The organism is Citrifermentans bremense R1 (genome assembly GCF_000426865.1).
Classification (GTDB): domain Bacteria; phylum Desulfobacterota; class Desulfuromonadia; order Geobacterales; family Geobacteraceae; genus Geomonas; species Geomonas bremensis.
The window spans coordinates 86,227-111,297 of record NZ_AUGE01000013.1 but is presented as its reverse complement, the minus strand read 5'-3'; the positions used below and the strand labels follow the sequence as shown (position 1 = coordinate 111,297).

At 59.3% G+C, this 25,071-nt stretch carries 19 protein-coding genes; 3 read left to right on the top strand and 16 right to left on the bottom strand.

The annotated features are described in order from the left end of the window. Positions 1-41 precede the first annotated feature (41 nt). The 7 genes from K419_RS0110115 to K419_RS0110085 form a co-directional block, all read right to left on the bottom strand. Positions 42-1,973, bottom strand: coding sequence for a cytochrome c3 family protein (locus tag K419_RS0110115; RefSeq protein ID WP_084154186.1), 1,932 nt, complete (start codon positions 1,971-1,973; stop codon positions 42-44). 88 nt (positions 1,974-2,061) lie between these two features. Next, positions 2,062-3,900 carry a peptidylprolyl isomerase gene (locus K419_RS21920; RefSeq protein WP_084154184.1) on the bottom strand — a complete coding sequence of 613 codons (1,839 nt, stop codon included), beginning with the start codon at positions 3,898-3,900 and terminating at the stop codon, positions 2,062-2,064. A 126-nt stretch (positions 3,901-4,026) separates the two neighbouring features. Further along, positions 4,027-5,154, bottom strand: a complete 1,128-nt coding sequence (locus K419_RS0110105) for a hypothetical protein (protein ID WP_026841481.1) — start codon at positions 5,152-5,154, stop codon at positions 4,027-4,029. Continuing rightward, positions 5,129-5,719 (bottom strand): GNA1162 family protein, encoded by a 591-nt coding sequence (locus K419_RS0110100; RefSeq protein WP_026841480.1) that lies wholly within the window; start codon positions 5,717-5,719, stop codon positions 5,129-5,131. Before K419_RS0110100 ends, K419_RS0110105 begins: the two co-directional genes overlap by 26 nt. A 20-nt stretch (positions 5,720-5,739) precedes the next feature. Next, positions 5,740-7,977: a discoidin/SUN/FTP domain-containing protein gene (locus K419_RS0110095; protein ID WP_156912201.1), complete on the bottom strand. Its 2,238-nt coding sequence runs from the start codon at positions 7,975-7,977 to the stop codon at positions 5,740-5,742. A 27-nt stretch (positions 7,978-8,004) separates the two neighbouring features. Continuing rightward, a complete protein-coding gene (locus K419_RS0110090) occupies positions 8,005-9,408 on the bottom strand; it encodes a YncE family protein (RefSeq protein WP_051292971.1) in 1,404 nt (467 codons plus the stop codon). 49 nt (positions 9,409-9,457) lie between these two features. Next, positions 9,458-10,711, bottom strand: a complete 1,254-nt coding sequence (locus K419_RS0110085; protein WP_226377674.1) for a cytochrome c3 family protein — start codon at positions 10,709-10,711, stop codon at positions 9,458-9,460. A 176-nt stretch (positions 10,712-10,887) separates the two neighbouring features. On the opposite strand from K419_RS0110085, the gene K419_RS23530 reads away from it, so the two are divergent. Next, complete coding sequence (locus K419_RS23530) at positions 10,888-11,190, top strand: hypothetical protein (RefSeq protein ID WP_156912200.1); 303 nt, start codon at positions 10,888-10,890, stop codon at positions 11,188-11,190. A gap of 40 nt (positions 11,191-11,230) precedes the next feature. Here the strand turns inward: K419_RS23530 and K419_RS0110075 are convergent, their stop codons facing one another. The 6 genes from K419_RS0110075 to K419_RS21905 form a co-directional block, all read right to left on the bottom strand. Then, positions 11,231-12,553: a hypothetical protein gene (locus tag K419_RS0110075; protein ID WP_026841476.1), complete on the bottom strand. Its 1,323-nt coding sequence runs from the start codon at positions 12,551-12,553 to the stop codon at positions 11,231-11,233. A gap of 379 nt (positions 12,554-12,932) precedes the next feature. Beyond that, positions 12,933-13,886: an NHL repeat-containing protein gene (locus tag K419_RS21915; RefSeq protein ID WP_051292968.1), complete on the bottom strand. Its 954-nt coding sequence runs from the start codon at positions 13,884-13,886 to the stop codon at positions 12,933-12,935. Between the two features lie 97 nt (positions 13,887-13,983). Further along, positions 13,984-15,909, bottom strand: coding sequence for a tetratricopeptide repeat protein (locus tag K419_RS21910; protein ID WP_051292965.1), 1,926 nt, complete (start codon positions 15,907-15,909; stop codon positions 13,984-13,986). A 13-nt stretch (positions 15,910-15,922) separates the two neighbouring features. Further along, positions 15,923-16,720 carry a S1 family peptidase gene (locus K419_RS0110060; protein WP_026841475.1) on the bottom strand — a complete coding sequence of 266 codons (798 nt, stop codon included), beginning with the start codon at positions 16,718-16,720 and terminating at the stop codon, positions 15,923-15,925. Between the two features lie 88 nt (positions 16,721-16,808). After that, positions 16,809-18,419: a tetratricopeptide repeat protein gene (locus tag K419_RS0110055; RefSeq protein WP_051292963.1), complete on the bottom strand. Its 1,611-nt coding sequence runs from the start codon at positions 18,417-18,419 to the stop codon at positions 16,809-16,811. Then, positions 18,416-19,342 carry a class I SAM-dependent methyltransferase gene (locus tag K419_RS21905; RefSeq protein WP_198013107.1) on the bottom strand — a complete coding sequence of 309 codons (927 nt, stop codon included), beginning with the start codon at positions 19,340-19,342 and terminating at the stop codon, positions 18,416-18,418. Before K419_RS21905 ends, K419_RS0110055 begins: the two co-directional genes overlap by 4 nt. 269 nt (positions 19,343-19,611) lie before the next feature. Between K419_RS21905 and K419_RS0110045 the strand changes: the two genes are divergently transcribed. Continuing rightward, a complete protein-coding gene (locus K419_RS0110045) occupies positions 19,612-20,295 on the top strand; it encodes a glycosyltransferase family 2 protein (protein ID WP_026841473.1) in 684 nt (227 codons plus the stop codon). Between the two features lie 182 nt (positions 20,296-20,477). On the opposite strand, the gene K419_RS23110 is transcribed toward K419_RS0110045, so the two are convergent. Genes K419_RS23110 through K419_RS21895 form a run of 3 tightly spaced genes read right to left on the bottom strand, consistent with a single transcriptional unit; the run spans position 20,478 to position 23,036 of the window. Further along, complete coding sequence (locus tag K419_RS23110; RefSeq protein ID WP_084154179.1) at positions 20,478-21,182, bottom strand: FKBP-type peptidyl-prolyl cis-trans isomerase; 705 nt, start codon at positions 21,180-21,182, stop codon at positions 20,478-20,480. A gap of 16 nt (positions 21,183-21,198) precedes the next feature. Continuing rightward, complete coding sequence (locus tag K419_RS21900; protein ID WP_026841471.1) at positions 21,199-22,227, bottom strand: SEL1-like repeat protein; 1,029 nt, start codon at positions 22,225-22,227, stop codon at positions 21,199-21,201. Then, positions 22,224-23,036 (bottom strand): tetratricopeptide repeat protein, encoded by an 813-nt coding sequence (locus K419_RS21895; protein WP_051292959.1) that lies wholly within the window; start codon positions 23,034-23,036, stop codon positions 22,224-22,226. The genes K419_RS21900 and K419_RS21895 overlap by 4 nt, the downstream gene beginning before the upstream one ends. 178 nt (positions 23,037-23,214) lie before the next feature. On the opposite strand from K419_RS21895, the gene K419_RS0110025 reads away from it, so the two are divergent. Continuing rightward, the gene (locus K419_RS0110025) at positions 23,215-25,038 is read left to right on the top strand and encodes a tetratricopeptide repeat protein (RefSeq protein WP_026841470.1); all 1,824 of its coding nucleotides are present in this window, start codon (positions 23,215-23,217) and stop codon (positions 25,036-25,038) included. The last annotated feature ends 33 nt before the right edge of the window (positions 25,039-25,071 follow it).

The window sequence follows — 25,071 nt, the reverse complement described above, 5'->3', positions numbered from 1 at the left end:
ATACCTTATGTCTATTTATCATAGTAAAGCTCCTCAAATGGCTATTGTTTTATGTGGCAGTCATCGCACGTTCTGCCGGCAAACGGAGGATGCACGACGTCCTTGAAAAACTTGGGATCGTTCGAAGCATGCGGGCTGTGGCAGCTGATGCAATCCATGTCGGCGGCCTTGATGCCTATATGAGCTTTGACGAAAGCAGGCTTTTCGACTTCATGGCATTCCGCGCACATCGTCTGCAACGGCTCGACCAGAAGAGACTTCTGCTTGGAGAGATGCGGCAGGTGGCAAGTCGAGCAATCTTTCTGCGCGGGGGGGTGGGGCCTTTGCCGGGCGATCTTATCCTTGATGTCCTTATGGCAGTTGACGCAGAGGTCGGGACTCTGCGCAAGAAGCAGCTTGTTGAGTTTCGCCTTGTGCGGGCTGTGGCACTTGGTGCAGTCCCCCTTGGTGAAGGGAGCATGGTTGCTCTTGGCATCCTTCGCGTTTTTGTTGAGATCGCTGTGGCAGTTAACGCACAGTTCGCTTTGGTTGCTGGTGATCATCCCCTGGATGTTGCTGGCATGGGGATCATGGCAGCCAAGGCAGTCCCCATCGGTGAAGGGCTGGTGGTTGATCCCTTGGCTTATAGGCTTCATGAGTTCGGCGTGGCATGACGAGCACAACTGTGCACCCACACCCTTCAGGAGCTTCTTCTGATCGGAGGAGTGCGGCTTGTGACAGGCAGCACAGTTGGAATCCTGGACCGGCTTGTGGGTGTAATTCTTCTTGAACCGGGTTTCCGCGTCGCTGTGGCAATTGAAGCAGACGGTATCCATGCGGTCCTTCATCATGCCGGTGAAGTTGGAGCCGTGTGCATCGTGGCAACTGCTGCACTCCCCGCCGGAGAAGGGCTCGTGCACGTCCTTACCTTTCAGCGCCTCCTTGGTCTTCGCATGGCAGGTGTAGCAAAGGTCGGCACCCTCAGCGACTAGAAGCTTCTTCTTGGTGGCAGCGTGCGGTTTGTGGCAGGACAGGCACCCCTTGCCATCGGTCACAGCCTTGTGCTTGAAAAGGTGCGATGCCGTTTCCGATGCATGACAGACCTTGCAGAGATCGTTGCCTTCCTGCACCAACAGCTTTGTCTGCTCAGAAGCGTGCGGGTTATGGCACAACAGACAGTCACCTTCCTTGAATGGCATATGCTCGACGGTACCGCCCCCTTTGAGGGAGGCGCTTTCGTGGCACTGGGCGCACAGCTCCCCCTTCTTCAGAGAAACACCGAAGGGATTGGCCGAATTGGGAGGGTTGTGACAGCCGTCGCATCCGGCGGAGGCAACAGGGTTGTGCACGCTGCCTTTGAGCAGCTTGGGTTGATCCGAGGAGTGCGGGTTGTGGCATACAGTGCAGTTTTTCTGGTCGACTGGGTAGTTGCCGTGCGCCTTCTTGAAGGACGCGCTACCCTTGTCGTGGCAGTTCAGGCAAAGTTTCGGCACCTCGGAGGAGAGCAGGTTGTTGTAATCCGAGCTATGGGCCACATGACAGGCACTGCAGCCTTTGTCGACGAGCACCTTGTGCACAATCTTCTTCTCAAACACCGATTTCTTGTGGCACTGGAAGCAGGCTTCGTTCCCGGCGGACTTCATGAAATAACGGAAATCAGACCCATGGGGGTTGTGACAGGTCGTACATTTACCCTTCACAATGGGGGTATGCACCTTGGGCTTGTTCAAACCTATCTTGTTGGCGGGATGGCAGTTCAGGCAGAGTTGGTTACCATCGTGCTTGAGAAGCAGTTTGGGGATAATGCCGTGACGCAGGTGGCAGTCCTCACACTTCTTGTCGTGCACCATCGGGTGCACATACTTCACTGAGGAAAATTTGTCGTCGAATTTTTTGTGACAGTCTGAACAATCCTTACGGACAAACGCCTTTGCGGCGAGGGCTGTCCTGCTACCGGTGAACGAAATCATCACCGTCAGCAGCGCCGTCAGCATAAAAACCAATAATCTCCTGCCCTTACGCATATCGTGCATTTTCATACCATCCCCTTGGCCTAATTTTGGCATTTTAACCAATCCGGCATTACCGCGACTCAAGATAAATCTTCACGGGATAGGCTTCCCTCAGCTTCTTGAACCATTTTTCTATGTCCTGCGTCAGGTTCAGCCAGGCGACTTTCTGGCCGACTTCATCTTTCACCTCTTCCAAAGGACGCGCTTTCGCCTCTACTTTCTCTTTGATAAACAGGGCATAGGCGTACCCTTCCGGACTTTCATACAGCCTGTAGTCTCCTTTGCGGGCATCTTTCACAACCTTCTGCATCGGTTCCGGCATGCTCTGCAGCGTCAGTGACTCCTCGTTAAACTGGAGCAGGCCGCGTGCGTTCTTGGCCACCTGGCCGTCCGCGTTATTTTTTAGCCAGGCGAAATCCACCCCTTCCCTCAACTTGTCGATCGCTTTCTGTGCATCATCCTTCTTCGTGAAAGCGATGCCGGCGATCTGCAAAGTTTCCGGCCCGACGTAATCGGACAGATGCTTCTCGTAATAATCCTTGACCTCGGCCACCGTGAAGGTCACGTCAGGCTTGATGACCTTTTCTATAAACGCCCCGAACAGCACCGAAGTCATATGGTCCTCGATCCTCTTCAGATACTCTTCAGACTTGTCCAATCCTTTATCCAGGGCCGCCTTCTTGAAGACCCGCACCGACTCGAGTTCGTCGAGCGCCAGCAGTTTCTCCCGGTTGAGCTTCTTCTCCTTGACCGCATTCTCGATACCGTGAAAAAACTTGGAGTTCATAGCATCGGCCAGGTCGCTGACGCGAATCGGTTCCTCCCCCTTGATGGACATCACCACCCGCTTATCGGTGAGGAGTTTCTCGAACCCCGGTTTTTTGGCCTCGAAGTCAAGGGACTTCACCAGCTTGGTGTCTTCCTTGGCGTATTTCTTGATTAGTTCGGCCTTATATCCCTTCAGGCTATCGAGCTTCATCTGGCTAAGTACCTTGCTGCGCGCCTGCTCCACGGCTTCAGGATTGTCGACATAGCGGATCTCTTCGACCTTGGCGATGATGAAGCCGTTCGTGATCTCGATGATGGGGCTGATGCCCCCGGCCTTGACGTCGGCGAGCCCGGCGCTGACGACGGGCCCAAGGGCTGCGTTGGTGGCGAACTGCCGCTCGTCCTGCCCTACCGCTTCCGCCCTTCCTTCCTTCAGGACCTTGTCGCGCAGCTCGTCGAACTTCTTGCCGTGCTTAAGTTCATCGAGGAAGGTCTTGGCGTCCTTCTCTTTCAGAAACATTACGCTTTTCAGCTTTGTTTCCTTAATCGCGTCGCGGTATTCCTTTTGGACCTTCTTCTCGTCAGGCTTGATGTCCTTCACCCTTTCAAGGAAAAGAACCTGCCTCAGCTGCTGATCTGCGAACTTTTGGAGGTTACTCTTTATTTCATCCTGCTTGTCGAGTTCCATGTTTTTCGCTTCTTGCACCACAAGTTTGACGTTGATCAGGCGCTCCAGCGGCTCCATGAAATTTTTCTTCGCCGAGACCTCCTTCTCCTCGGTAATCTTTTCATGCAAAGACATCAGTGCTTTTTGCAGATCCCCAAGAGTGATTTTCTCGTCATTCACCGAGGCAAGAGGCACATCGAAGAAAAGCGGGGAGTAAAACGGCGCCTTCAGGTGAATGTAGACCCCCTCGGCCCTGGTCTGGTCGTTAACCGGCTGGCTGACTGCGGCCGCTTCCGTTTTAGCCGTACCAGCCTTGCCAGCTTCCGGCGTTACGCCTTTCGCTTCAGGTACCTGAACCGGCTGCACAACTGCCTGAGGTGCGGGCTGCTCCGAGGCGAAGCCCGAGACCTCCATGCACAATACCATGCCGGCCATAACTGCAACGGTTCCAGTAGTAAGTAACTTAGCTTTCATTGCTCCTCACTTTCAACATTAGTTGAGTAACTTATGACTCCAAAACGGACGATGAATCCTAGATAAATTCGGTACGAATATCAACCTCAAAAATGGCCCTCTACTTCCAGCGGAAAGCCGTGGGACCTATTTCGCCCGCACCACGTTCCGCACCACGCTACGCGCCATCCCCTCAGCCATGACATTGGCATTGTTCTGTTTGCCGTGGTCGAAAAAGTAAACACCGTCTGTCCCCTTATTCGAACTCTTGGATTTGAAGACGACCTTGCGGTCCGACTTCCGCATCAGCAAGGTGGTGAAGTCGACCACAGGGGTTCCACTGCCGCCTTGCGGATCGTAGTAGTCGAACACCGTCCCCGAAAGCACGTACTCAGCCCCAAGGATATAGGTAAGGATGTCAACATCCCTCGCCGAGATGCCTTCGCGCATTATCATGCGGGAATTGAGCATCTTCTCTCGAACCACGCCGGGCTCGATGGGTTCGACGCTCCCCGTCGCCAGCAACTGGCCGATGAAATGGAGCTGCATTATCTCGCCGGAGCGTTTTCTTTGGCTGGCGTTGTACAGGGGGACGACGGCAACCGTCGCTTTTTCCGCCTCCCGCATAGGTGATTCGTTGTACATCAGTTTGGGGCTAAAGCGCCCCTCAACACCGTCGACAGCGACGTGACGCCGCTGCTCGTCAAGCCAATTGCCGAAGGAATCGGCCAAACGCTCCAAAGCCAGCTCCTGCAGCGTCTCGTAATCCCTGACGAGGCCGAGGTCGAGCAGGCCCGGCGTATCGTCGCCTGCCATCCCGACGCTGTCCATCCAGAGGATCCTAGGCGTGTCCTCGGTCGAGACCAGCCTCGCGAACACGGCAAGCTTGGGCGGATACATGTCGCGATAATATTCGAGAGAGGTGATGAATATGGCACCGGCACCGGCCTCCTCCCGAAAGGCTTTCGCGGAGACGGAATCAACGCCAGAGATCGAGCGCAGTCGGTGCTCAGTCAGGATCTTTTCCCGCGTCGTATCGGCGATGAAAGAAATCTCGAACTCCTGAAGCTTCCTAAGCCACGCCTTGCCGAATTCCCTGGTCGGGGCATAGGCTCCGGTCAGGTTGTCGACAGGAAATACGACAAACTTAAACCCGGGAGCGGTCGCGGAACCCGCCGGTTGTACGGCCTGGTGGGCGGCGCACCCTGGCAGGCAGATCAGGGCCGCCGACGCCAGGATGGCGATCTTTCTAAAAAAGTTTGCCCAGGAGATCATAAACCGCCTTTTCCGTTATGACGTTGAGCGGCTGGCCGCCGCCTCCGAACAGGCGGTCAGTCATGCTGATCCCCCCCTGGGTTGTGTCCCCCGACCAGATGACCTTACCTGTCTGCCCTTCGATCATCTGCATGCTCATCGAAAGAACATTGGCGGTGGCTGTCCCCGACCGCAGGTCGCCATATTCACGGATCACCCCGGTAAAAACGGCATCGGTCTTGGTCGCCTTGCAGAACTTGACCACCTCGTCAGCCGTGGGGCTGCTGGGGTTGGCGATGCCGGAATTGACGATACCTCGCATGACTTCGCCGGGGGGGATCACATAGATGCCGCTCTTGGCCATGAGCGCGGTGCTGAAGACGTCACGGATCCTGTCGGCAGCCTGTTGCTCCCTGGTGAGGTTGGCAAGCGGCATGACGGCCACGGAGCGCACCGCACCGAAGTCCATGGCGGAGTCCAGGTAAACACCGGTTTTGCCGCCGCAGCCGGGGAGCAGCAGTGCCGACACTGCCAGCAGCATGCAAAGTACGAGGTTCCAGGCGGTCGTCTTTCTAGGGTTTGTCATATTGTGGAGCTCCTATAAGGCTAGAGTGCTATCCGCAAATGGGCGCTGAGGGCTCTGGAATCGGTTGAGCCGGACAAATCGCTGGTCGTCTGCTGTACGCTGTAGGATATATCCAGGGTGGCGCCCGGGCGGATATTCCACCTGAGGCTGGGCAACATGCTTTTCGTCTTCTGGTTGCCTGTGGAGTCGAGAGCTTCGTTATACCCGAATGCGAACTGCAAGTCGCCGCCCCGGAAGGGGGCCCAGCCGATGCTGTAATTTTGCAGTGTGACGTCAGACCTGTTGTCTTGCATCGTCAGGCCGTACCCGCCGGTAAGATAGAGAGCATCGAAGGGTCGATAGGTCACGTTCGCGGCTGCGGTTCGCGTATACGTTTTGCTTTCGGGCTTCCCGCCACCGCTCTGCTGCCCGGTCTGGTCCTGGTAGCTGAGGGTCATGGTCACGTACCTGTTCGGCACGATATCGGCGCCGAAGGTGAAGGAGACCGAGTCCGACACCTCACCTGTGGACCGGCTGGTGGTGCTGAACCCTGCGGCAAGGACGGATGAGAGCCCCTGGTAGAGTTGGGCCGAGTTATTCAGAAAAATCGAGTTGCTGATTACCGTCCCCTCGGGCGCGAATTCGGTCCTGCCGCCATAGACCAGCGAGTGCGTCAGGGTCGGCAGCGACATCAACGAAAAGGCTGCATTGTACGTCAGCATGTTCCGGACTTCGCCCTCAGGGTCGAGGCTGAACTCCTCGGTCAGACGGCCGTTCAGGGAGGCGGCGTCGCTGACGCGGTAGACCAGGGAAAGCCCGTTGTTGACCAGCGTGGTCGTGCTGAGTGACGCCTGATCTGTCTTGCTGTGGGTAAAGACCAGCCCGAGGTCATAGGAGACGTTGGGCGAAAGCTGCGCCCTGGCGTTGAAGTTGAAAACACCGGCGGAACTGCTGGAAGAAGCGGATTTCCCCGGGGCAGCCTGCAGGACAGTGGACGCCTGCAGACTCACAGCCACGATACTGTCCGGGTTGATGTCCGCGGGAAACGGCGCCGTCAACGGGACCGGTGTCTCGACGATCTTGATGTACCTGGTTCGCACCCCAGGTTTGAAGTCGAAAACGAAACCTGTCTGGTCGCCTACAGTTGCGGGGTTGCTGCCTACCGCGACCGTCGGTTCCATCCCTGCCGGGAGGATCGACCAGTTCACTCCATCTTTGCTGGTGTAGATCTGCCAGGTGAACAGGCGCTCGTAATTCTTAAGACTAGTGACGCTCGGGTGCGTACCACCAAGCGTCGCAGATGTCACGGCGAGGAACAGCGTGTTCACCTCTGTGTCCACCGCGAACGACATCCCGATGTTGTTCTGCTTGGGAACAGCGGGAGGAAGCTCGCTCTGGGGCCTTACCAGGTTGAGAGGCTGGAAGGTTCCCAACTGTCCCTCGGTAACAGTCGGACTGACGTTGCCGGTGATCAGGGCCAACTGCTGTCCAACCTGGGACACGTACGCGCTCCCCGAGGAGACCTGCGAATTCTGGATATTGAAGTTGTAGCTGGTCTGATAGGTGACACTTCGCCACGGGATCTTACCCGAGTAGGCGGCACGTACGGCATTGCTGAGCGAGGTGTTCTCCGACTGGAGCAGACGGTCTTGCATCAAGCTGTAGCCGCCGCCGTAGTTAAGTTCGAGTCCCTGCGTCGATCTGTAGTTGCTGGACCAGGTGAAGTCGTCGAGCGCGATATTCCGCATGGTGCGGTTTTCATCGTACAGATCCCTGTGCCCGTAATTGAAGGACAGTGTGGGCAGGTCCGACGGGTTCAGGCTGAAGTCGAAGGTGTAGAGATCCTGAATTTCCTTGGGAGCGGAGACGCCATTGGCGCTGGACATGTCCTCCCTGCGCCGGTAGCCGATGCCTGAACCGACAAAAGGGGTTCTAAGACTCAGTTCCAGATATGGGCTGAGGCGCTCAGCTGTGGACCTGCTGTCCCGCCCCTCGAAGCTGCCATGCTGGGTGGTTCCTTCAAAAAGCCCCCCCCCCTTGAGCAGCAAAGACGGGTACAGTGACCGGTCGAAAGCCAAGTTGTAGCGTTGCAGGAAGTTGCTGCTACTGCTGTTAGAGGTTGCCCCAGATATGTCTCGGACCTTGTTGGTGCCACTGCCGAAGCCGTACTCCAGGAAGCCGCTGAGGCCATCGGCCAGCGCGGCGCGGGGCGCGCCCAACAGCATCAAGACAAACGCCAAGGGCACGCCGTTCTTCACCACAGGGGGCATCGCCGTCACTTTATGACACCGAATCAGCACTCCCGGTTACCTCGCGCCCATTATGGCAGACCAGTAGGGTGCGCTGCCGGTGTCCATGAGAAAACGGTTTCTCTTGCTAATCAGGTTGATGCTCTGAAGGGCGTTCCTCTCCGGCAGCACCAACAAAAGGTTGTTTTCATCCGCGTCTATGAGCATGTAGGACGCCCACCCTCCCGCTTCAAGGAAATCGATCGGTATTAGGGAAAAAGGATCATAGACCTCGATGATGGCGCTGTCTTTCTTGGCTACGTACAGGCGATCTGTAGCGCGGTCCACCTTGACGGCGCTCACCCCCAGTCCCGTGTAAATCCTCTTCAGCACCGCGAAGGACGCGGTATCGTAAACCAGCAAGGTGGGAGACCATTGGTGAAAGACGTAGAGCTTGTCGCCCTGTCTGTTGAAATCGCCCCGGACCGGCACCGATTCGGTCGACACGGTGGCAAGGACCACCCGCGCATTTACGTCCAGCACGGAAAAATTGCTGGAAAGGGTGTTGAAGACGTAGGCCCTTTTCCCTTGGGGGTCGAGGATTATGCTAGCGGGGCTGTTGCCGACCTTGACCCGGGTCGACTCGAAATTGGAGTTGGGGTCGATGAAGCTCACCGAGTTGGTGCCCTGGTTGACCACCACCAGAGTGGTCCCGTCGGGGGTGAGGAGCGCGTCGCTAGGCTGGTCGCCGTTGTTGAGGCGTATGGTGTTGACGGGCCGACCGGACCGGATGTCAATGACCTCAACGGCATCGTCTGCCGAGGCCACAACGTAGGCGCGCAACTGCTCCTTGTCGAAAACAACCGTCCTAGGGGCACGCCCCGTTGCTATAACTTCGAGAGCGTCGCCCGATCTCTTATCGAAAACGGTGATATTGCCGGAGGCATAATTGGTGACATAGCCGGTCAGGTTCGTCAACGGTTTGGGCAAGGCGCCGAGGACGAAGACAGGGATGAACCCCGGGACTCTCCGCAGTGATTCCCCCACCTTGAAGGACAGGGAAAAAAGCTCCGCCTGTCTACGTTTCACGGTGAAAGGGAATACCTGCATCTCCCGCTTCTCGTCGATGGTCAACTCATTCTCGCCCTTTTCCCCAGCCAGAAACGCCTGTTCCGCCTGGAAGTAAAACCCCTGGTAGGAGCCCGGAGGCAGAAAGCCGTGAGCCAGCAGCCGCTGCCGGTCCGAAGTCCCGGGCCTCACGTCCGCAAGCGTCACGGAGAGCGGCACCTCGGTGCCGTCTCCTTTTACCGCGACCACCTGTTTGAGGCGGAAACGCAGGCCTGTCGCCTCTTGCGGCAGCGGCTGCGCGTACAGGTAGACTTCACCGTCTTCGGTCGACACCGGCTTGAGCCTGGTCACCTGCGATGTGCACGCGCTGCAGAGCATAAGGACCAGAAGTATCGCAAACGTCTTGATAGGCATTCTCATCTCTCTCCACACCGGCGAAAGGGCTTTTCCGGACGTGCACCGATCATTGCGGAAGCGTCGAATGACACTTGTAGCAAAGCTTCTGCTGGTTGGGGTCGAACTTCGTTTCGGGCAACTGGTAGTATCCCTGCAGCGCCTCCGCCTCGGAACGTCCCTGCCCGTAAGGCTGGTAAAGCGCCCCCTCCTCGGAATACTTGCCATTACGTTCGATTTGCGTCGTTTTCGTATTCCACCTGGCGCTCCTGTCCCAGCCGCTCGCATGAGCGCGGTGGCAGGAAAGACACATGACCGAAGGTGTGCCGTCGGCGCTGTCCGGCCCCTTGGTCGGGGCATTCCCCAGGATGCTCGCTAACACGAAATAGCTGCTGGTACCGATCTCGAAGGGAACCAGTGACAGGTAGGCTGTGGCTTGAATTCCCGTCAAGTCGCCGGTCTTGACATAGCTGTTGTAGTAGGCGCTCATTACCGAGTCGAGCGTGCCGGTGGAAGTCCCGGAGGCGGATCCCGATGTGGGATGCTTAAAACCAACGACGCCGTTGTGGATGTTGCCGGTGTGGCAGTTTCGGCACCAGTCCGACATCCCGGAACCGTAGGCCACGCGGGTTTGGGAAGTCGCCTCGGAACGATTGGCGATCAATGGCGCCAACGTGACCGGCGGAGGGTAGATAAATGCCAGGGAGCCCCCGATCCCCTTGGGGGCGTAGCCTGAACCGGCCAGCATGCGATAGGAACCGACCGAAGTCTGGCCGTCCGGTGCGGGACTGACATCAAACGATCCCGAGGACTTGATGGGGCGTCCTCCTGTGGTGACTGTCCCATCCAGGTTACGGCGGTACTTGCCATGCGGATCGTGGCAACTGATGCAGGAGAACGACTGTGATGGGTACCCCCCGCCCGGAGCGGTGAGGTTGGTACCGTCCGGTTGGTATCCGAAATCCAGCGAAACCACGTTGTGGCCGTGGCGTTCGCCGGGGCTGGTGTTGAGCGGTGACACCATGTCCGGATACCAGGTGAAGGTTTTCTTGAGCCAGGCGAAGTCACCTCCGGGGCTTAGCTGCTTTGGGGGGATACCGGCCGGAATTTCGCCATCGGGAGTGCTTACATAGTAGGTGCTCGGGCCGGTGGCGTTATTGACCTGGTGGCACAATAGACAGGTAGAGGTCGGGTCGCTTCCCTTGAGCAGCGACGAGCCGCCTATCCCGACAACCGCCCCCTCCTTTGAGTTATGAACGGAATGGCACCCTTCGCACTCCCCCACCCCACCAGAGTGAAAGCCCAGTACCGGTCGGGAGTACACAAAGCTGCCACATACGGCAAAGATCAGCAGCAGGGCTGGAAGTTTCGATGTCCTCAATGGCGACCTCAGGTTGAAAAGCATAACCACTAGCCTCCCACGCGCGCCTGGCTAAGTCTTTTGGCTGGGTATTGCGCCGCAGCATCCGCCATAAGACCATGTCCGTATGAAGGGACAGAATGAAGGGAGCTCGGTCCAGCCGCTTCGGCGGCCTTTACCGCGACATGAAAAGCGTTGTTTTTCTGTTTGTTGCGGAAACCGGCGCCGAGAAGGAAATCTGCGCCGGCTCCACCGGGAATGAATGGAGGCCGGTATTGGAGCGGCGACATCTGGGTTTTGCAATTTGCATTCCGCCAGAGCAAGCGGCTCGACTTCGCCGAAGACGACGGGCCACAGGTGAGCAGGGACGCCATGTTAGCGGCAACACGCCACAAAGTCAAAGGATTATGGTAAAGAAAAAGCAAAAAAAGGGCCGGCATTGAGCCGGCCCTTCATGGCATGACAGAGCGTCAGACTGAAGTACTAGTCTTTAGCGTGGCACTTGTTGCAGTAGTCGCGTGCGTAGGGTCCGAAGAGGGTTGCCGGACGGCCGTTGTAAGCGTTGGTCTGCTGTGTGATGGAGTAGCCGGTGTTGATCTTGTTCTCGGTGGTGCTGCTGTCGTAGACAGCGGCGTTGGCTGCGTCAGCAACGGTCATGAACTCGTTGCCCAGGTAGTAGCGGGCCATGCTCTCGAAGCCGGAAGCATGAGCGCGGTGGCAGGAGAGGCAGAGCACGTTGTTGGTGGTACCAGCGGCGGCCGGAGCAGTCTGGAACGCCTTGAGGGCCGTGTAGGAAGCCGGGGTCCTGTCGGTCATGCCTACTTCGAACGGAGCCAGGGCGCTGTAGCCGCCGTCGACCGGCGTTATGGTGGTGACGCCGGAAGAAAGGTAGGCGTTGTAGTTGGCAGCGATGGCTGCGGTCAGCTTAGCGGTGTTGCCAGCCGGGTGAACCGAGCCCTTAGCGCCGGAGACATAGGCGCCGTTGTGCATTTTGGCGTGGCAGTTAGCGCACCACTCGGACATGCCCTGACCGTATGCGACGCGGTCAAACGTACCAGCGATGGTGGTGTTGACGCCGTTGTAGCTGCCCGGAGCGACTGCATCCGGGGCCGGGTTGGCGAAGCCGAAGGTGCCGGCAAGCGATTTCGGCTGGTAGCCGACACCTGCGAGGAGGCGGTATACGCCGACTGCGGAAACGCCGGCGATCGGATCTTTGCTGGTTGCGTAAGAGCCGGAGTTGAAGATCGGCAGGCCGGTCGTAGCCTGGGTGCCGTCAGCAAGACGACGGTACTTGCCGTGGGGATCATGGCAGGAGGAGCAGGCCAGGCTGGCTGCCGGGTAGGAGCCGCCAGGAGCCGCGGTCAGAGTTTTGTCCGCAGTGAAGCCGTAGTCGGTTGCGATGACGTTGTGACCGTGGCGGTCGCCTTCAAAGCCAACCGCTTTGCCGCGGATGGAGCCGCTCATGGTCTTCTTCAGCCAGGCGAAGTCGCCGCCCGGGGTCATCTCGACCGGGGTGGTGCTGTCTACCGGGTTTACGCCAGCAGTGGAGATGTGGTAGCCGGTAGGAGCGGTGTCGGCAGACTGGTGGCAGTTCAGGCAGGCGCCGGACTGATCCTGAGCTTTCAGGAGGTACGGGCCGGACGCGTATTGCGCCATGCCGGTTACGTTGGCGGAACCTTCAAACGAGTTGTGCATGGAGTGGCAACCTTCGCACTCGGCGACGCCGCCGGAGTGGAAAGCAAGGGCGCTACCAGCGGTAGCAAGACAGAGGACTGCGGTTGTTGCGAGGATCTTGGTCAGTTTCATCTTTCTCTCCTTTTTTAGTTTGTACTGCCAGTGGATTGGAACTGCATTACATGATGCTACTCGAAACTTTGCTGCTCGACTGTTCTTGCCATCCATATAGCACGTCACATGCCAAGCGTGAAAAAAAATCATATTTCACGTATTTTCATGCACTTAGCACGAAGCGACATTCCACCTCCCCGGGCAGCCCCGCGTTTTACCCGTGCTTTGGCCGGAAGTCACCGGCTATTTCGCCGACCCCAGCCGTACCACCGCTCCCAGGCAGTGCCCCACACCTCCGGGACCCAGCCTACCGAGGGCCGCTGCATCCCCAAACAGGAAAAGCCCCGCCTTTTGGGGCGGGGCTTTTCAGTGTTGAAACGGCGAGAAGTCCGTGATATCAGTCGCTGTAGCTCAACTGATAGATATTCACGCCTCGACGCCTCATCTGGCTGACGTAAACCCTGTTGCTCACGGGGTCCACCGTGATCTCGCTGGGCACGATCACATTACCGGGTTGGGTGCCGCGGAAACCGAACTCTTTAACGAATTGGAACTCCTTGTTAAAGATCATGATCACGGCGCGCAGCTTGTCGGTAACGAGCAGATTGCCGTTGCGGTCCGAGGCGATCCCCCCGGGGACGCCGAACTTGCCCGCGGAGCTCCCCCTCCTGCCGAAAACATCCAGTTCGCCATCGAGGGTACCTCGGCATGCCTTGCCGTAAGTGGACGTAACGAAGAGCATGTGTCCGTCGCGGTCAACGGTGAAGCCCTCCATCCCTGCGTCGGGACGGTGATCATCGGACACACGCATCGATGCCCCGAGATCGTAGCCCCTGACGAATTCACCATCCGCATCAACTACGATGACGTACATCCCTCCCTGATCCACGAGGAAGATCTCGCCTTTGCGCGCAACCATACGGCCGGGGCGGGCGTCAGCGAAATCAGGGGGGACATGTCGCAACGGTACGGAAGAAATGGGCTCACCGCGGTAGTTGCAGGTCACGATGCCATAGGTTCCGTTCTTGAAGGTAAGGAGCATTATGTTGCCACTTTCGGTCATGGCGGCGTCGTACACCCCCCCCAGTTCGCGGTCATAGTCGACATGAAAGGTCAGCATCCCGCTGGGATTGTAGATGTCCAGTCCTCCACTGGTGGAGACGTAGATCTCGCCGCGCACCTCATCCACGAAAGTCCTGGCGGCGTTGTATGGGATAACCCCATCGAAGTCCGACAGGTTGAAGAGATAGGCGGCATTGACGTCCGCAGCCAGAGAAGGCGCCGCGCCAAGTAACAGCAGCGACACCGCCGTCCTGAAGGACCGTGCTAAACGAGATAGTGTGTAGTCCATAACCGTTCCCTTTTCAGGTGAAATCTCCGCGCACCGATGCGGAGTCTAAGCCGACATCCTTCCCTGTGTCAACCACAGAGCTGTTTTAGCCCAGCCGTTACTTCCTGCCGATCCTCTCCAGCCAGTTGCGGGCCGCTACTGTCTCGGGGCGGATGGCGAGAACCCTTTTGAATTCCAGGGCAGCCTCGTCAGGACGGCCCAACCCCGCCAGGGCGACCCCCCTGTTGAAATGGGCCTCCATCGAGGCCGGATCGATGGCGACGGCACGGGTGAATGAATCGAGTGCCTCCGCCAGGCGTCCCTGTTTCGCGAGCGCCACTCCCAGGTTGATCGCCGTCTGGGGCGAAATGGGCTGCAACTGCCGGGCAGCCTCCTCGTGCTCCAGCGCCTCCTCCGGCCTGCCGGCCTTGGCAAGCTCGGCGGCGAGCGCCAGGTGGACCTCGGGAAGCCTCGGGTCGACGACAAGGGCCTGCCGGAACTTGGCAATGGCCTCTTCACTACGGCCAAGCCCCGCCAGGGCCTTCCCCATCCCTTGCAGGGCGACGGCGCTATTGGGCGCGATGTCCAGGGCTTTGTCGTAATACATCAGTCCGTCCTGGTACTTCCCCCAGCGGACGCTGAGCGCACCCAGGTTGCTGTAGGCCATCGCCGAGCGGGGATTGATGCGCAGGGTTTCCTGGAACTGCCGGTAGGCCCCGGCGAGATCCCCCTTCGCGTCGAGTGCTATGCCGTAGTTGTTGGCGATGAGGTAGTTGTCATGGGTGACCGCGAGGGCATGTCGGCAGATGGCAATGCTGTCCTTCCAGTAGTCCAGTTGCCGGATGGTCACCGTGGTCAGCGCGGTAAGGGACACAGCTCCAGCGGCGAAAAGAAACGCTCGCTGCGCATGCCACCCTTTAGTCAGGTCGGCGACGAGACAGCAGATGGCGAGGAAAATCCCGATCAGTGGGATGTAGGTGTACCGGTCCGCCGTGGACTGTCCACCGACCTGGATCAGGCCGATCACGGGGAGCAGGGTCACCAAGTACCACAGCCAGCCAGTAACCAGATAGGGGTAGCTACGGCGCAAGATGAAAACGGCCGCGGTGAGCACCGCAAGGATGAGTAGCGCGGCGGCCGGCTGCCACAATGGTACCGACTGCGGGAAGGGGTACAGGATGGCCAACCCCCGGGGCCAGACCATGAGACCCAGGTATTTCACGTAGGCGACCAGCGAATTTTCCACGCGCAGGTAAATGGGCGCCTTGGCCAGGGTCGCCATAGCCCCGCCATGTTGCTGTCCGTAGATGGTGATGATGGAGGAGAGCGCGGAGAAAAGGAAAAAGGGGATCTTCTCCTTCACCAGCACGGCGAGCGGGGTCACCCTTGCGCTCCCGACGCCCGCCCCGCCCGTTTCCACCTCGGAGAAGAGGCGGCGAAAGGGCCAGTAATCGAGCAGAAGGAGTACCACGGGAAGGGTCACCAGCATCGGCTTCGCCATCAGCCCCGCCACGAAGGCGAGCAGGGCGCCGAGGTACGGACGCGGGGCCGGTCTTTTCACGTAGCTCACCCAAAAATGAAGCGACACCAGCATGAGAAGGCAGCTCAGCACTTCCTTGCGCTCGGCTACCCATGCGACCGACTCCACGTGAAGCGGATGAAGGGCGAAGAGCGCGGCAACGGAGAAGCCGATCCAGACCCCTCCGACGGCCCGGACCAGGAACAGGAACAAAAGGAGCGCCGCCGCGGCATGGAGTACGACGTTCATCAGGTGATGCCCGGCGGGGTGCAAGCCGAAAAGTTGCACGTCGAGCATGTGGGACAGCCAGGTCAAAGGGTGCCAGTTCGACATGGCGGTTGCGGTGAACGCCCAGGAGATGCCGGCGGCGCTGAGCCCTTGCTGGACCACAGGGTTCTTGGTGACGTAGCCCGGGTCGTCGAAGTTTATGAAATCGTTGCCGGCGGTCTTGGCGAAGACCGCGAAGGTGACGACGACGAGGATAACTGCAAGAAGGATCTTTTTGTTCGCATCGTTTTTCAGCATAGGTGCGTCTCCATCAGGGAGCGAGAGTCCGCTCGATCCATGTGCGGTAGGGTTTAAGACTCGTGTAAAGGCCGATATCCTCGCAGATGCCGTATTCGAATCGACCGTCGGCTGCACGCTGGACCGCCTGGGACTGAACGCCCATGACCTGGTAGCGCTCTTTGCCGGAAGCGTCCGGCGTGGTCTTGAAGAGTGGGCTCCCCGAATCGCCGCTGCAGGGGCCAGCCCCCAGGTGCTGCATCTCAATCACCCGCCCGCCTTCCTTCATGACGAGTTTCGCCCAGGGCAGCACCAGTTTGCGCAGCACCCCCGGGTCGTTGCGAAGAAACTTCGAGACCCCGTAGCCCGCGGCTAGGAAGCTGTCCCCCTCGGTGATGGCGTAGTCACTGTCTTCTGCGAACTCCGCGGGAAGGTAACCCGGAGGGGCGGGTTCCGCGAGCCGCACGATGGCAATGTCGAAGCTACTCCGCTCCCGGTTCTGCTCGGGGACGTACTGCTCAGGAATCTTGATTGAGGAAATGTGCAAGACGCGGTCGCCGTGTCCGGGCAGCAGGTTTGTGCCGAAAACCGCAAGGTACTTTTCGGGGTTACGGGAACCGTCGAAGCAGTGGGCGGCGGTGAGGACCGCATCCTGGCGCACGAGTATGCCGGTACAGACCCCATCGGCGGCCGGATTCACGATGCCGACCATGCTTTTCCGGAAGGGCTCGTCGCTGCCGACGAGAGTCCCCCCCACTATGGCGTGGCAGGCACCCGGCCAAATGACGGCCAGCGCCGCCAATGATGCTGTGAGGATCGCTGCACGCTTCATGTGCTCCACCCTGCTGCTTATAGAGATTCGATGTCGGGAAGGCCGACCGCCGACCCCGGTGGTCTAGGACCGGTGGCGCCCGCCGCGATTAGCTTTGCTCCAGAAGCTTGATCCTGCGTTCGGTATCGCCCTTATACTCCATGTAGGTAACGGGAACCGTCTTCATGAACAGACGGTAGTGCTGCAGCGCCTGCTTCAGGTCTCCCCGTTTCTCGCAGATCTTGCCCAGATTCAGGTGGGCCATGGATTTGTTCGGGTCGGTCTGGCCTGGAGGCGTCTGCAGGGCGGCCCGGTAGTAGGCCTCGGCGGTGCGGAGGTCCCCGCCTATGGCAGCCAGCGTCCCCATCTGCATCATCGCCTCGCCATGCCTGGCGTTGAGCGTCAGGGTCCGCTCCCATTCGCGCCGGGCGGCGGCCAAGTCGCCGTTCTCCATGTGGGCGGTCCCAAGGTTGTAGTGGGCGCCAGGGGACTCGGGATCGTTGCGCACGCCGCTGGTGAAAAGCGACAGGGCGTTGCGCCAGTCGAGATTGCGGTGCACGGTGACCGCCGAGGCGGCGACGAGGAGAACCACGACCGCAGCCTTGGCAAAGCGCAGGTTTGCCCGCGCCGAAATCCAGGAGAGCACGGCGCCGAGACCGAAGAAAAATCCGACGGCGGGCATATAGAGATACCGCTCGGTGATCTGGTCGCTCGGTATGGGTACGATATTGGAAATGGGAGCGTAGTTGATCACGAACCAGACAAGTCCGAAAAGCGCAACCCGGTTGCGGCTGCTAAGCGCGAGCCAGACCATCCAGGTCAGGAAAAGCAGCGCGGCGAGGTGCCAGGGAGGGGAGAAAAGCCCGCCCTGCGGCACCTTGTGGAACAGGGTGAGATCCGCCGGGTAGAGAAGCAGGGCCAGGTACTGCGGGATGATGTGGTAATTCTGGGCCACTCTCTCCAGCAACCCCGAAGCTGGGACCGGGGTGCCTACGACCCCCTGCAGCGAATAGAAGCGCATCCCGAAGTACACCAAGGTGAGGATGAAGTACGGGGAAAGCAGGATGATCCGGTCCTTCCAGGAAAGCCGCGCCTCCCCCTCCTGCATGGGGAAAAAGGTGAGCACGAAGAACACGGCGGACATCATGAGCCCCGTCTCCTTGCTGAGCAGACCGCAGAAGTAAAGCAAAGGGGAGACGACCAGCAGCGTATTCCCCTTCATCCTCCCCTCCAGGTAGGCCAAGAGGGAAGCGAGGCTGAAGAAGAGCGCCATGAGGGTGTTGCGTGCGGAGACCCAGTTCACCGCCTCGCTGTTGGCGGGGTGCACCGCGAAGAGCAGCCCCACGGCAAGAGCGGCCCATCGGTCCGACAAAAGGCGCCGGCAGACCAGATAAAGAAGCAGCGCGTTGCCGAGGTGTATGACGATGTTCACGCCGTGATACCAGGCGGGGTTCAACCCGGCGACCTGGTAGTCGAACAGGTAGGTGGCCCGGTTCAGCGGACGATAGTAGGGCTTGATCAGGTCGGGCGCGAACAGCACGTCGGGCACATTGCTCAGGCTGAGCGTCTGCGGGTTGTTTACGATGATCATCTCGTCGTCGAGAACGAAACCGTTGAAAAAGCTGACTGAGTAGACCAGCAGCGTCGCCGCGGCCAGTACCAGGAGAGGGAGCCAAAACCGCCTGTTGGGGCGGCGGGTGCCGATAGTTGCCTCGGTCATTTTGTCTGGTCCTGTGGCGATTGGGTCCCGCCGGCGACTACGATCAGGGTGCCGCCGCGCCCAAGCATTGTGCTAACGGCAAGAGCCGGAAGAGACAAGAAGGTGAGGACGGTGCCGGCGGCCATGGCAAAGAAGCGGCTCGCCGGCCCCGCATCGCACCGCTTACCGGTGAGCAGGTAAAAGAAGAGGTTTGGATGTTTCTGTAGCCGGTTCAGCGCGCTCTGCGACCATCCGAGCAGGTCGTACTCAAACTCCTGGTGACGCCAGACGTGCGGAGTCAGGCCGGCGACGGCAAGGCTGTACTCCAGCGCCTTTCGGTTGAAATGGTAGAGGTGCCTCGGAACGTCGGCATGGAGCCAGGCAGGACCGAAGAGCCGGGCCTGCAGTCCCCCGAAATCGGGAACCGCAACGATCAGTCGTCCCTCGGGTTTGAGCAGTCCCGCCACCTGCGCCAGCATGGAGGGAATGTCGCGCATATGCTCCAGCGTGTGCCACATGGTTATGCAGTCAAACTGCGCGGCCCCGCCGTACTCCTCAACCGCTTCGCGCACATCGAGCCCGGCGGCGCGGGCGGGAGCCGGGTTGAGCTCGGTACCGGCCACCTGCCAGCCGACGGCACGGGCCGCCACCAGAAAAGAGCCGTCGCCGCAGCCGATATCCAGCAGTCTGCCAGGGCTGCCGGGAAGGGCTTGCCGTACGAGCCTCAGACGGCGCGCCGTGCAATAGCCGCCGGTAGCCCCGTGCCGTTTGCCGTAATACTGCGCCGTGTAATAGGGAGCCAAGTCCTGGGGTTGCGGCAGGGTATGCCCCAGTTCGCAGCGGGGACAGGTCGCGATGGCAAACCGTTCACCGGTCATCGGATCCGGCACTTGGGGCATCAGGGGATGCAGAGTTTCGCCGCAGGCATTACATGTGTCCGGCATGTTCATCTCACTTTTCATAAAGAAAATCATCTCATCGGCGGCAGCGCTCACTAGAGGGGCAGAAACATCTCGCAATGTACCTCAAGACGCCAGAAACAGGCAAGTGTTTACCGCCTCTGGAACCAGCCAGGGCTCCAATGAAAAATTCTTCCCTTGCTGGGCGCTTATACAGTATGATGCTTCCCGCGCCGGCCACGCCAGCTATTAGACGCTTCCAAACCCGCATCCGCGAGGCGCAACCGGACATCAACCAGCAAGGAGCCCTTCGCATGAAACTGTCGGTCGTCATTCCGATTTACAACGAAAAGGAAACCATCAGAGCCATTCATGCCGCCGTACAGGCTGTGCCTATGGACAAGGAGATCATCCTTGTAGACGACTATTCAACCGACGGCACCCGCGAAATCCTGAACGAACTCGCCGGCCCTTCCACCCGGGTGCTGCTGCACGAGCGGAATATGGGGAAGGGAGCCGCGCTCAGAACCGGATTCCAGAATGTCCTCGGAGACATCGTAATAATCCAGGATGCGGACCTGGAATACGACCCCCAGGAATACGCCAAGCTGACACGGCCGATACTGGAGGGGAAGGCCGATGTCGTGTACGGTTCCAGGTTTGTCACTGGCGAGTACCGCAGAGTCCTGTTCTTCTGGCACATGCTGGGCAACAAGTTCCTCACCCTTCTCTCCAACATGATGACCAATATGAACCTCACCGACATGGAAACCTGCTACAAGGTGTTCCGGCGAGAGGTCTTGGAAAACATCATCATCGAGGAAAACCGTTTCGGCTTTGAGCCCGAGATCACTGCGAAGATCGCCAAGATGAACGTGCGCATCTACGAAGTCGGCATCTCCTACTCCGGAAGGACCTACAAGGAAGGGAAGAAAATCGGTTGGAAGGATGGGGTTGCCGCGCTCAAGTGCATCCTGAAATACAACCTGCTGCGCTAACGGCTCACGTTAGCCTGCTCCGACCGCTGCGCCATTCCCGAAAAAGCAGCGCGAACATAGCTGCCAATCCGCAAACAAAGAGCGCTCCCCCCAACCTCACTTCGGGATGCGAACCGCCTCCCCCCCCTTTTAAGCTGAGCCAAAGGCGCCTCGTCGCACGCATCGGTTGCAAATCTCTTGGCTCAGGGTTCGACGTCCAGGACTTCGACGTCAAAGACCAATGTGGCTTTTGGTGGGATCTTGCTGCCGCTCCCCTTGTCTCCGTAGGCGAGCAGCGGGGGGATGATGAGCCTGCGCTTGCCGCCCGCCCTCATCGTCTGTATGCCCTCATCCCAGCCGCGGATCACTTCCCCCTTGCCGAGCGTGAAGGTGATGGGTTTGTTGCGGTCCAGGGAACTGTCGAACTTGGTGCCGTCCTGAAGCCACCCGGTATACTGCACCAGGACCTTTTTGCCGTTTACGACCTTCGCCCCGTGCCCCGCCTTCAGATCCTGGTAGGAAAGGCCCGAAGCGGTCTTGACCGTCCTGATCGTCTTGCTGCTGCGCATCTCCGCGAGGAAGGCCTCTTTTTCCTTTGCCTTGCCGGTCTCGTTGAAGGCCTTGAAATCGATTGTGGTCTTGTCAAGGATGCGATACAGCAACGAGGACGGGAGGATTTTTTTCCGCGAGAGCTCTGTCTTCTCGCTGTAAGGCCGCCCCTCGATGATCTTGCCGGCCTCCTCCTCGCCGATCCCAGGCAGGGTCATCAACTGCTCCTTGCTCGCCAAGTTGAGATCAACCAGCCCGGATGCGGCTTCCGCCGCCGACGCAGGGCCCGCCGCCGACGCCCAAACTGCTCCGCAGGAAAAACAAACAGCTATAATCGCAACGATCCATGCTCTCTTCATCTATTCCCCCGTCAAATTACCTCAGCTTCACCAAAGCCTCGCGGGCCTCGGGAACTCCGTTGGCAGCGGCTTTTTCCATGAACGCCAGCCCCATGTTCCGATCGGTGCGGCCTAACTCCCCATTCAGGTACATGACCGCGATGTTGTACTGTGCTTGGCCGTTTCCGCCACGAGCCGCGGCAAGATACCACATGGCGGCAGCGAACTTGTCACGCGGAACGCACCAGCCGTTGTCGTAAAGAAAGCCCAGCAAACCTTGAGCGGCCGAATCTCCGCGCCGCGCCGTGAAGTCGAACAAGCGCGCGGCTTTGCAGTAATCCTGGCCGACCCCGTCGCCGTGGTAGTACATGACGCCTAGACTGTAGGCGGCATTGACGTCTCCCTGCGCCGCAGCCCTTGTATAAAGCCTTGCCGCCTCGGCCTTGTCCTGAGTGACTCCTTCGCCCCTGTAGTTCAGGAGGGCAAGGGTGGTGAGGGCCTTCACATCGTCGCCGTCGGCAGCCCGGTGCAGCCAGGACAGCGCCAGGCCAGGGTCCTTCTTCCCCCCGATCCCGTTGGAGTAAAACTCATACAGACCGCACTGGGCTGGGGCATAATCGTTCTGCGCAGCCTCCAGCAGCCACTGTTCCGCCTGTTGGGCGTCCTTTTTGACTCCATCGCCCTCAAGGTACATTTCGGCAATCCGGGCTTGGCTCGATGCGTCACCCCGCTCAGCGGCGGATAGGTACCACCGAAACTTCACCCCTTGGCTCGCGGAACCGGTAAAGCCCCCGCCCCTGGCGATGCCGTAGTAGCGAGCCGCCAGGTCCGGGTCCCGTGGCACCCCCTGTCCCAGATCGAAGATACGGCCGAGGTAGAAGGAAGCCTCGGGGCTGTCGTCCGCGGCGAACTCACGCCGCGCCGCTTCGAAGTCACCCCTGACGTACGCCGCCACGCCTGCTTCAAAGTCGGCCGCCGCCGGCGACACCCCATAAAGCGGGAACGTGAGTAAAAAGAGGAACCACACAGGCAGAACCAGCCCCCACGCGGCTCCCCCACTTCTCATTTTCCCACCTCTTTCAATTCAGCCACCGCTGTCGGCTCTCCCTGTGCCGCGGCTTTTCGCAGCCACAGGACGGCCTCCTCACTGTCGCGTCGCACTCCAATACCCTGCAGCAAGCATCGGCCCATCTGGTATTGGGCTTCCCGATGACCGGAGGAGGCGGCTTTTCGCAGCCAGGCGACTCCTTCAGCCGGAGCGTTTTGCACGCCGTCTCCTTGCAACAGCATGAGCCCCAGCATGTACTGCGCCGGAACGTTCCCCTGCTCCGCAGCCTTTAGGTACCACTTCGCCGCCTCGCGCTTGTCCTGAGGCACTTCTTCGCCATGATAGTAGGCGTCGGCAAGGTTATACTGGGCCGTGACATGACCGAGTTGGGCATCCTTGCGGTACCAGCGGATCCTTCTCGGCTCACTCTCCGCGCGCAGGCGGTCAAAATCGTGCTGGGCGTCGGGGTCCCCGCCAGCGGCAGCTTTGCCGTACCACTTCATGGCTTCCGCAAGGTCCCTGGTGACGCCATCGCCGGTTTCGTACAGTTGGCCGAGATTGGCCTGCGCTTCCGCACTCCCCAGATCCGCCGCCCGGCGAAACCAATGCAGCGCCTCACTCATGTTCCTGCCGACGCCGAGGCCATTGTAGTAAAGCACGCCTAGTTTGTTAAACGACTCTGGTGTCTCATCGGCCCGGTATAAGGCGAGAGCGGAGGGGTAATCACCCTTGTCGAATGCCCTCTCGGCCTCCTGAAAATCCGCATAGCACGAGCCGCTCCAGCAAACCAATAATGCGATGATGATTGCCCGTAATCGTCTTTTCATTGGCAGCTCCCGTTTTATTTACCGACGCTTCCCCGCAGGGGTTCGGGCGCCAAAGCTTACGCCATAAGCGGAACTTTTACAATTCAAACTTTATATGGTACATTTGGCGCCCTATCCGCCCTTGACTGATTTCGCCTCAGCCAATAACCACTTCCTCACGACAAAGGTATCTACCGGCATGACGTACACGCGCTCCACCCAAAAGCACCTCCTGGTGTTTCTGATTTTGGCCCTCGTGGGCCTCGCCGCTTACGGCAATACCTTCTCCGTCCCGTTCCAGTTCGACGACGACGCCTACATCGTTAACAACCCCGCCATCAGGGATTTCAACGCCTTCATTTCACCGGGCGCCGTCACTGGAGGAGCAGAGCTCTCACCGACCGCCATCCCGCCTGCACTGCGGGTCGCTTTCATGACGCGCATCGTGGGTTACCTTTCGCTCGCAGTCGACTACCACATACACGGCCTGCAGGTCGCCGGGTACCATATCGTCAATCTTGCACTGCATATCATTAACGCATGGCTCGTGTACCTGGTGCTGGGGCACCTGTTCGGGGTCAGGGGGAAGGACGGGCTCGAAGAAGGGTCCGCCGGGATAAGGCCACTGCCACTGCCACTGATCGGGGCAATACTGTTTCTTTGCCATCCGATCCAGACCCACGCGGTCACCTACGTCACGTCGCGCTTCGTCCTCCTGGCCTCATTCTTCTCATTGCTCGCCTTGACCTCCTACCTCGGCTTTCGCAAGGCCCACAATGGTTCCCGAGCGAAGTTCTACCTCGCCCTTTGCGTCGTCTCCGCCTCGCTGGGCATGCTGACCAAGGAATTCACCTTCACCCTCCCCTTCGTCATCGCGCTTTACGAGTTCTCCTTCTTCCCCGGCACCTTTCGCGACCATCTGCGGAAGGTCTGGCCGGTTGCGCTTGCCCTTCCCATCATCCCCGGTCTCATCTTCCTCCAGAAAGGGCAATTCACCGCCCTCAGCGGCACCATGCGAACCCTCACCGCCGCGGACTCGTCCGGCATCGGAAGGCTCGACTACCTGCTAACCCAGTTCAACGTGGTGGCAGGCTACCTGCGCTTATTGCTCTTCCCTTTGGGGCAAAACGTCGACCACGACATCGCGGTGCAGCACAGCCTTGCCGCTCCAGCCGTCCTTCTCCCGCTTCTGCTGCTGCTATGCCTGTTCGGCTGGGCTGCCATCGGGTACGTCCGTTCCCTGCGCGCCGGGGACGCCGCAGCGAGGGTGGTCCCTTTCGGCATCCTCTGGTTTTTCATGACCTTATCGGTCGAGTCAAGCATCATCCCTCTCGGAGAGTTGTCCGCGGAGTACCGGCTTTACCTCCCCTCCCTTGGGTTCATCATCGTGCTGTGTTGGCTCGCTGATCGGGCATGCCTGCGCCTGTCGGTGGGAAGAAGGGCCCGGTTCGCGGTTGCCCTTGCAGTCATCGGGATGCTCGGTACGCTGACCATCCTGCGCAACAGCGTGTGGCAAAGCGAAATTTCATTATGGCGGGACGCGGTGAAAAAGAGTCCGGCGAAGCTCAGACCCCATCAAAACCTGGCGCTCTATTACGGGAAGGCTGGACGGTTGGAGGAAGCGAGACAGGAACTGCAGAAGGCGATCGCCATCAAACCCGACGACTTCGAACTGCACAACAACCTGGGCATCGTCTATCGGCAACAGGGGGCCCTCGATGCCGCGATCCTGGAGTACGAGCGAGCACTGCAGCTCGAACCCGCCGATGCGATGGCGCGCTACAACCTCGGCAACGCCTACCTGGGACGGGGAAGGTATCAGGAGGCGCTTGAACAGTACCAGTCATGTCTCAAACTGATCCCGGATTACGACGATCTCCACAACAACCTGGGCATCGCCTACAACAAAGTCGGGCAAAGCGACGCAGCGATTCAGGAGTTCCAGGAGGCCCTGCGCCTCAATCCGGCAAACGCCCATGCCAGGAGGAATCTGGAGAGCAGCATGAACCGGGATACGAGGTGAAGCGGGCCTGGCCGCTTGGGGAGATACCCCATT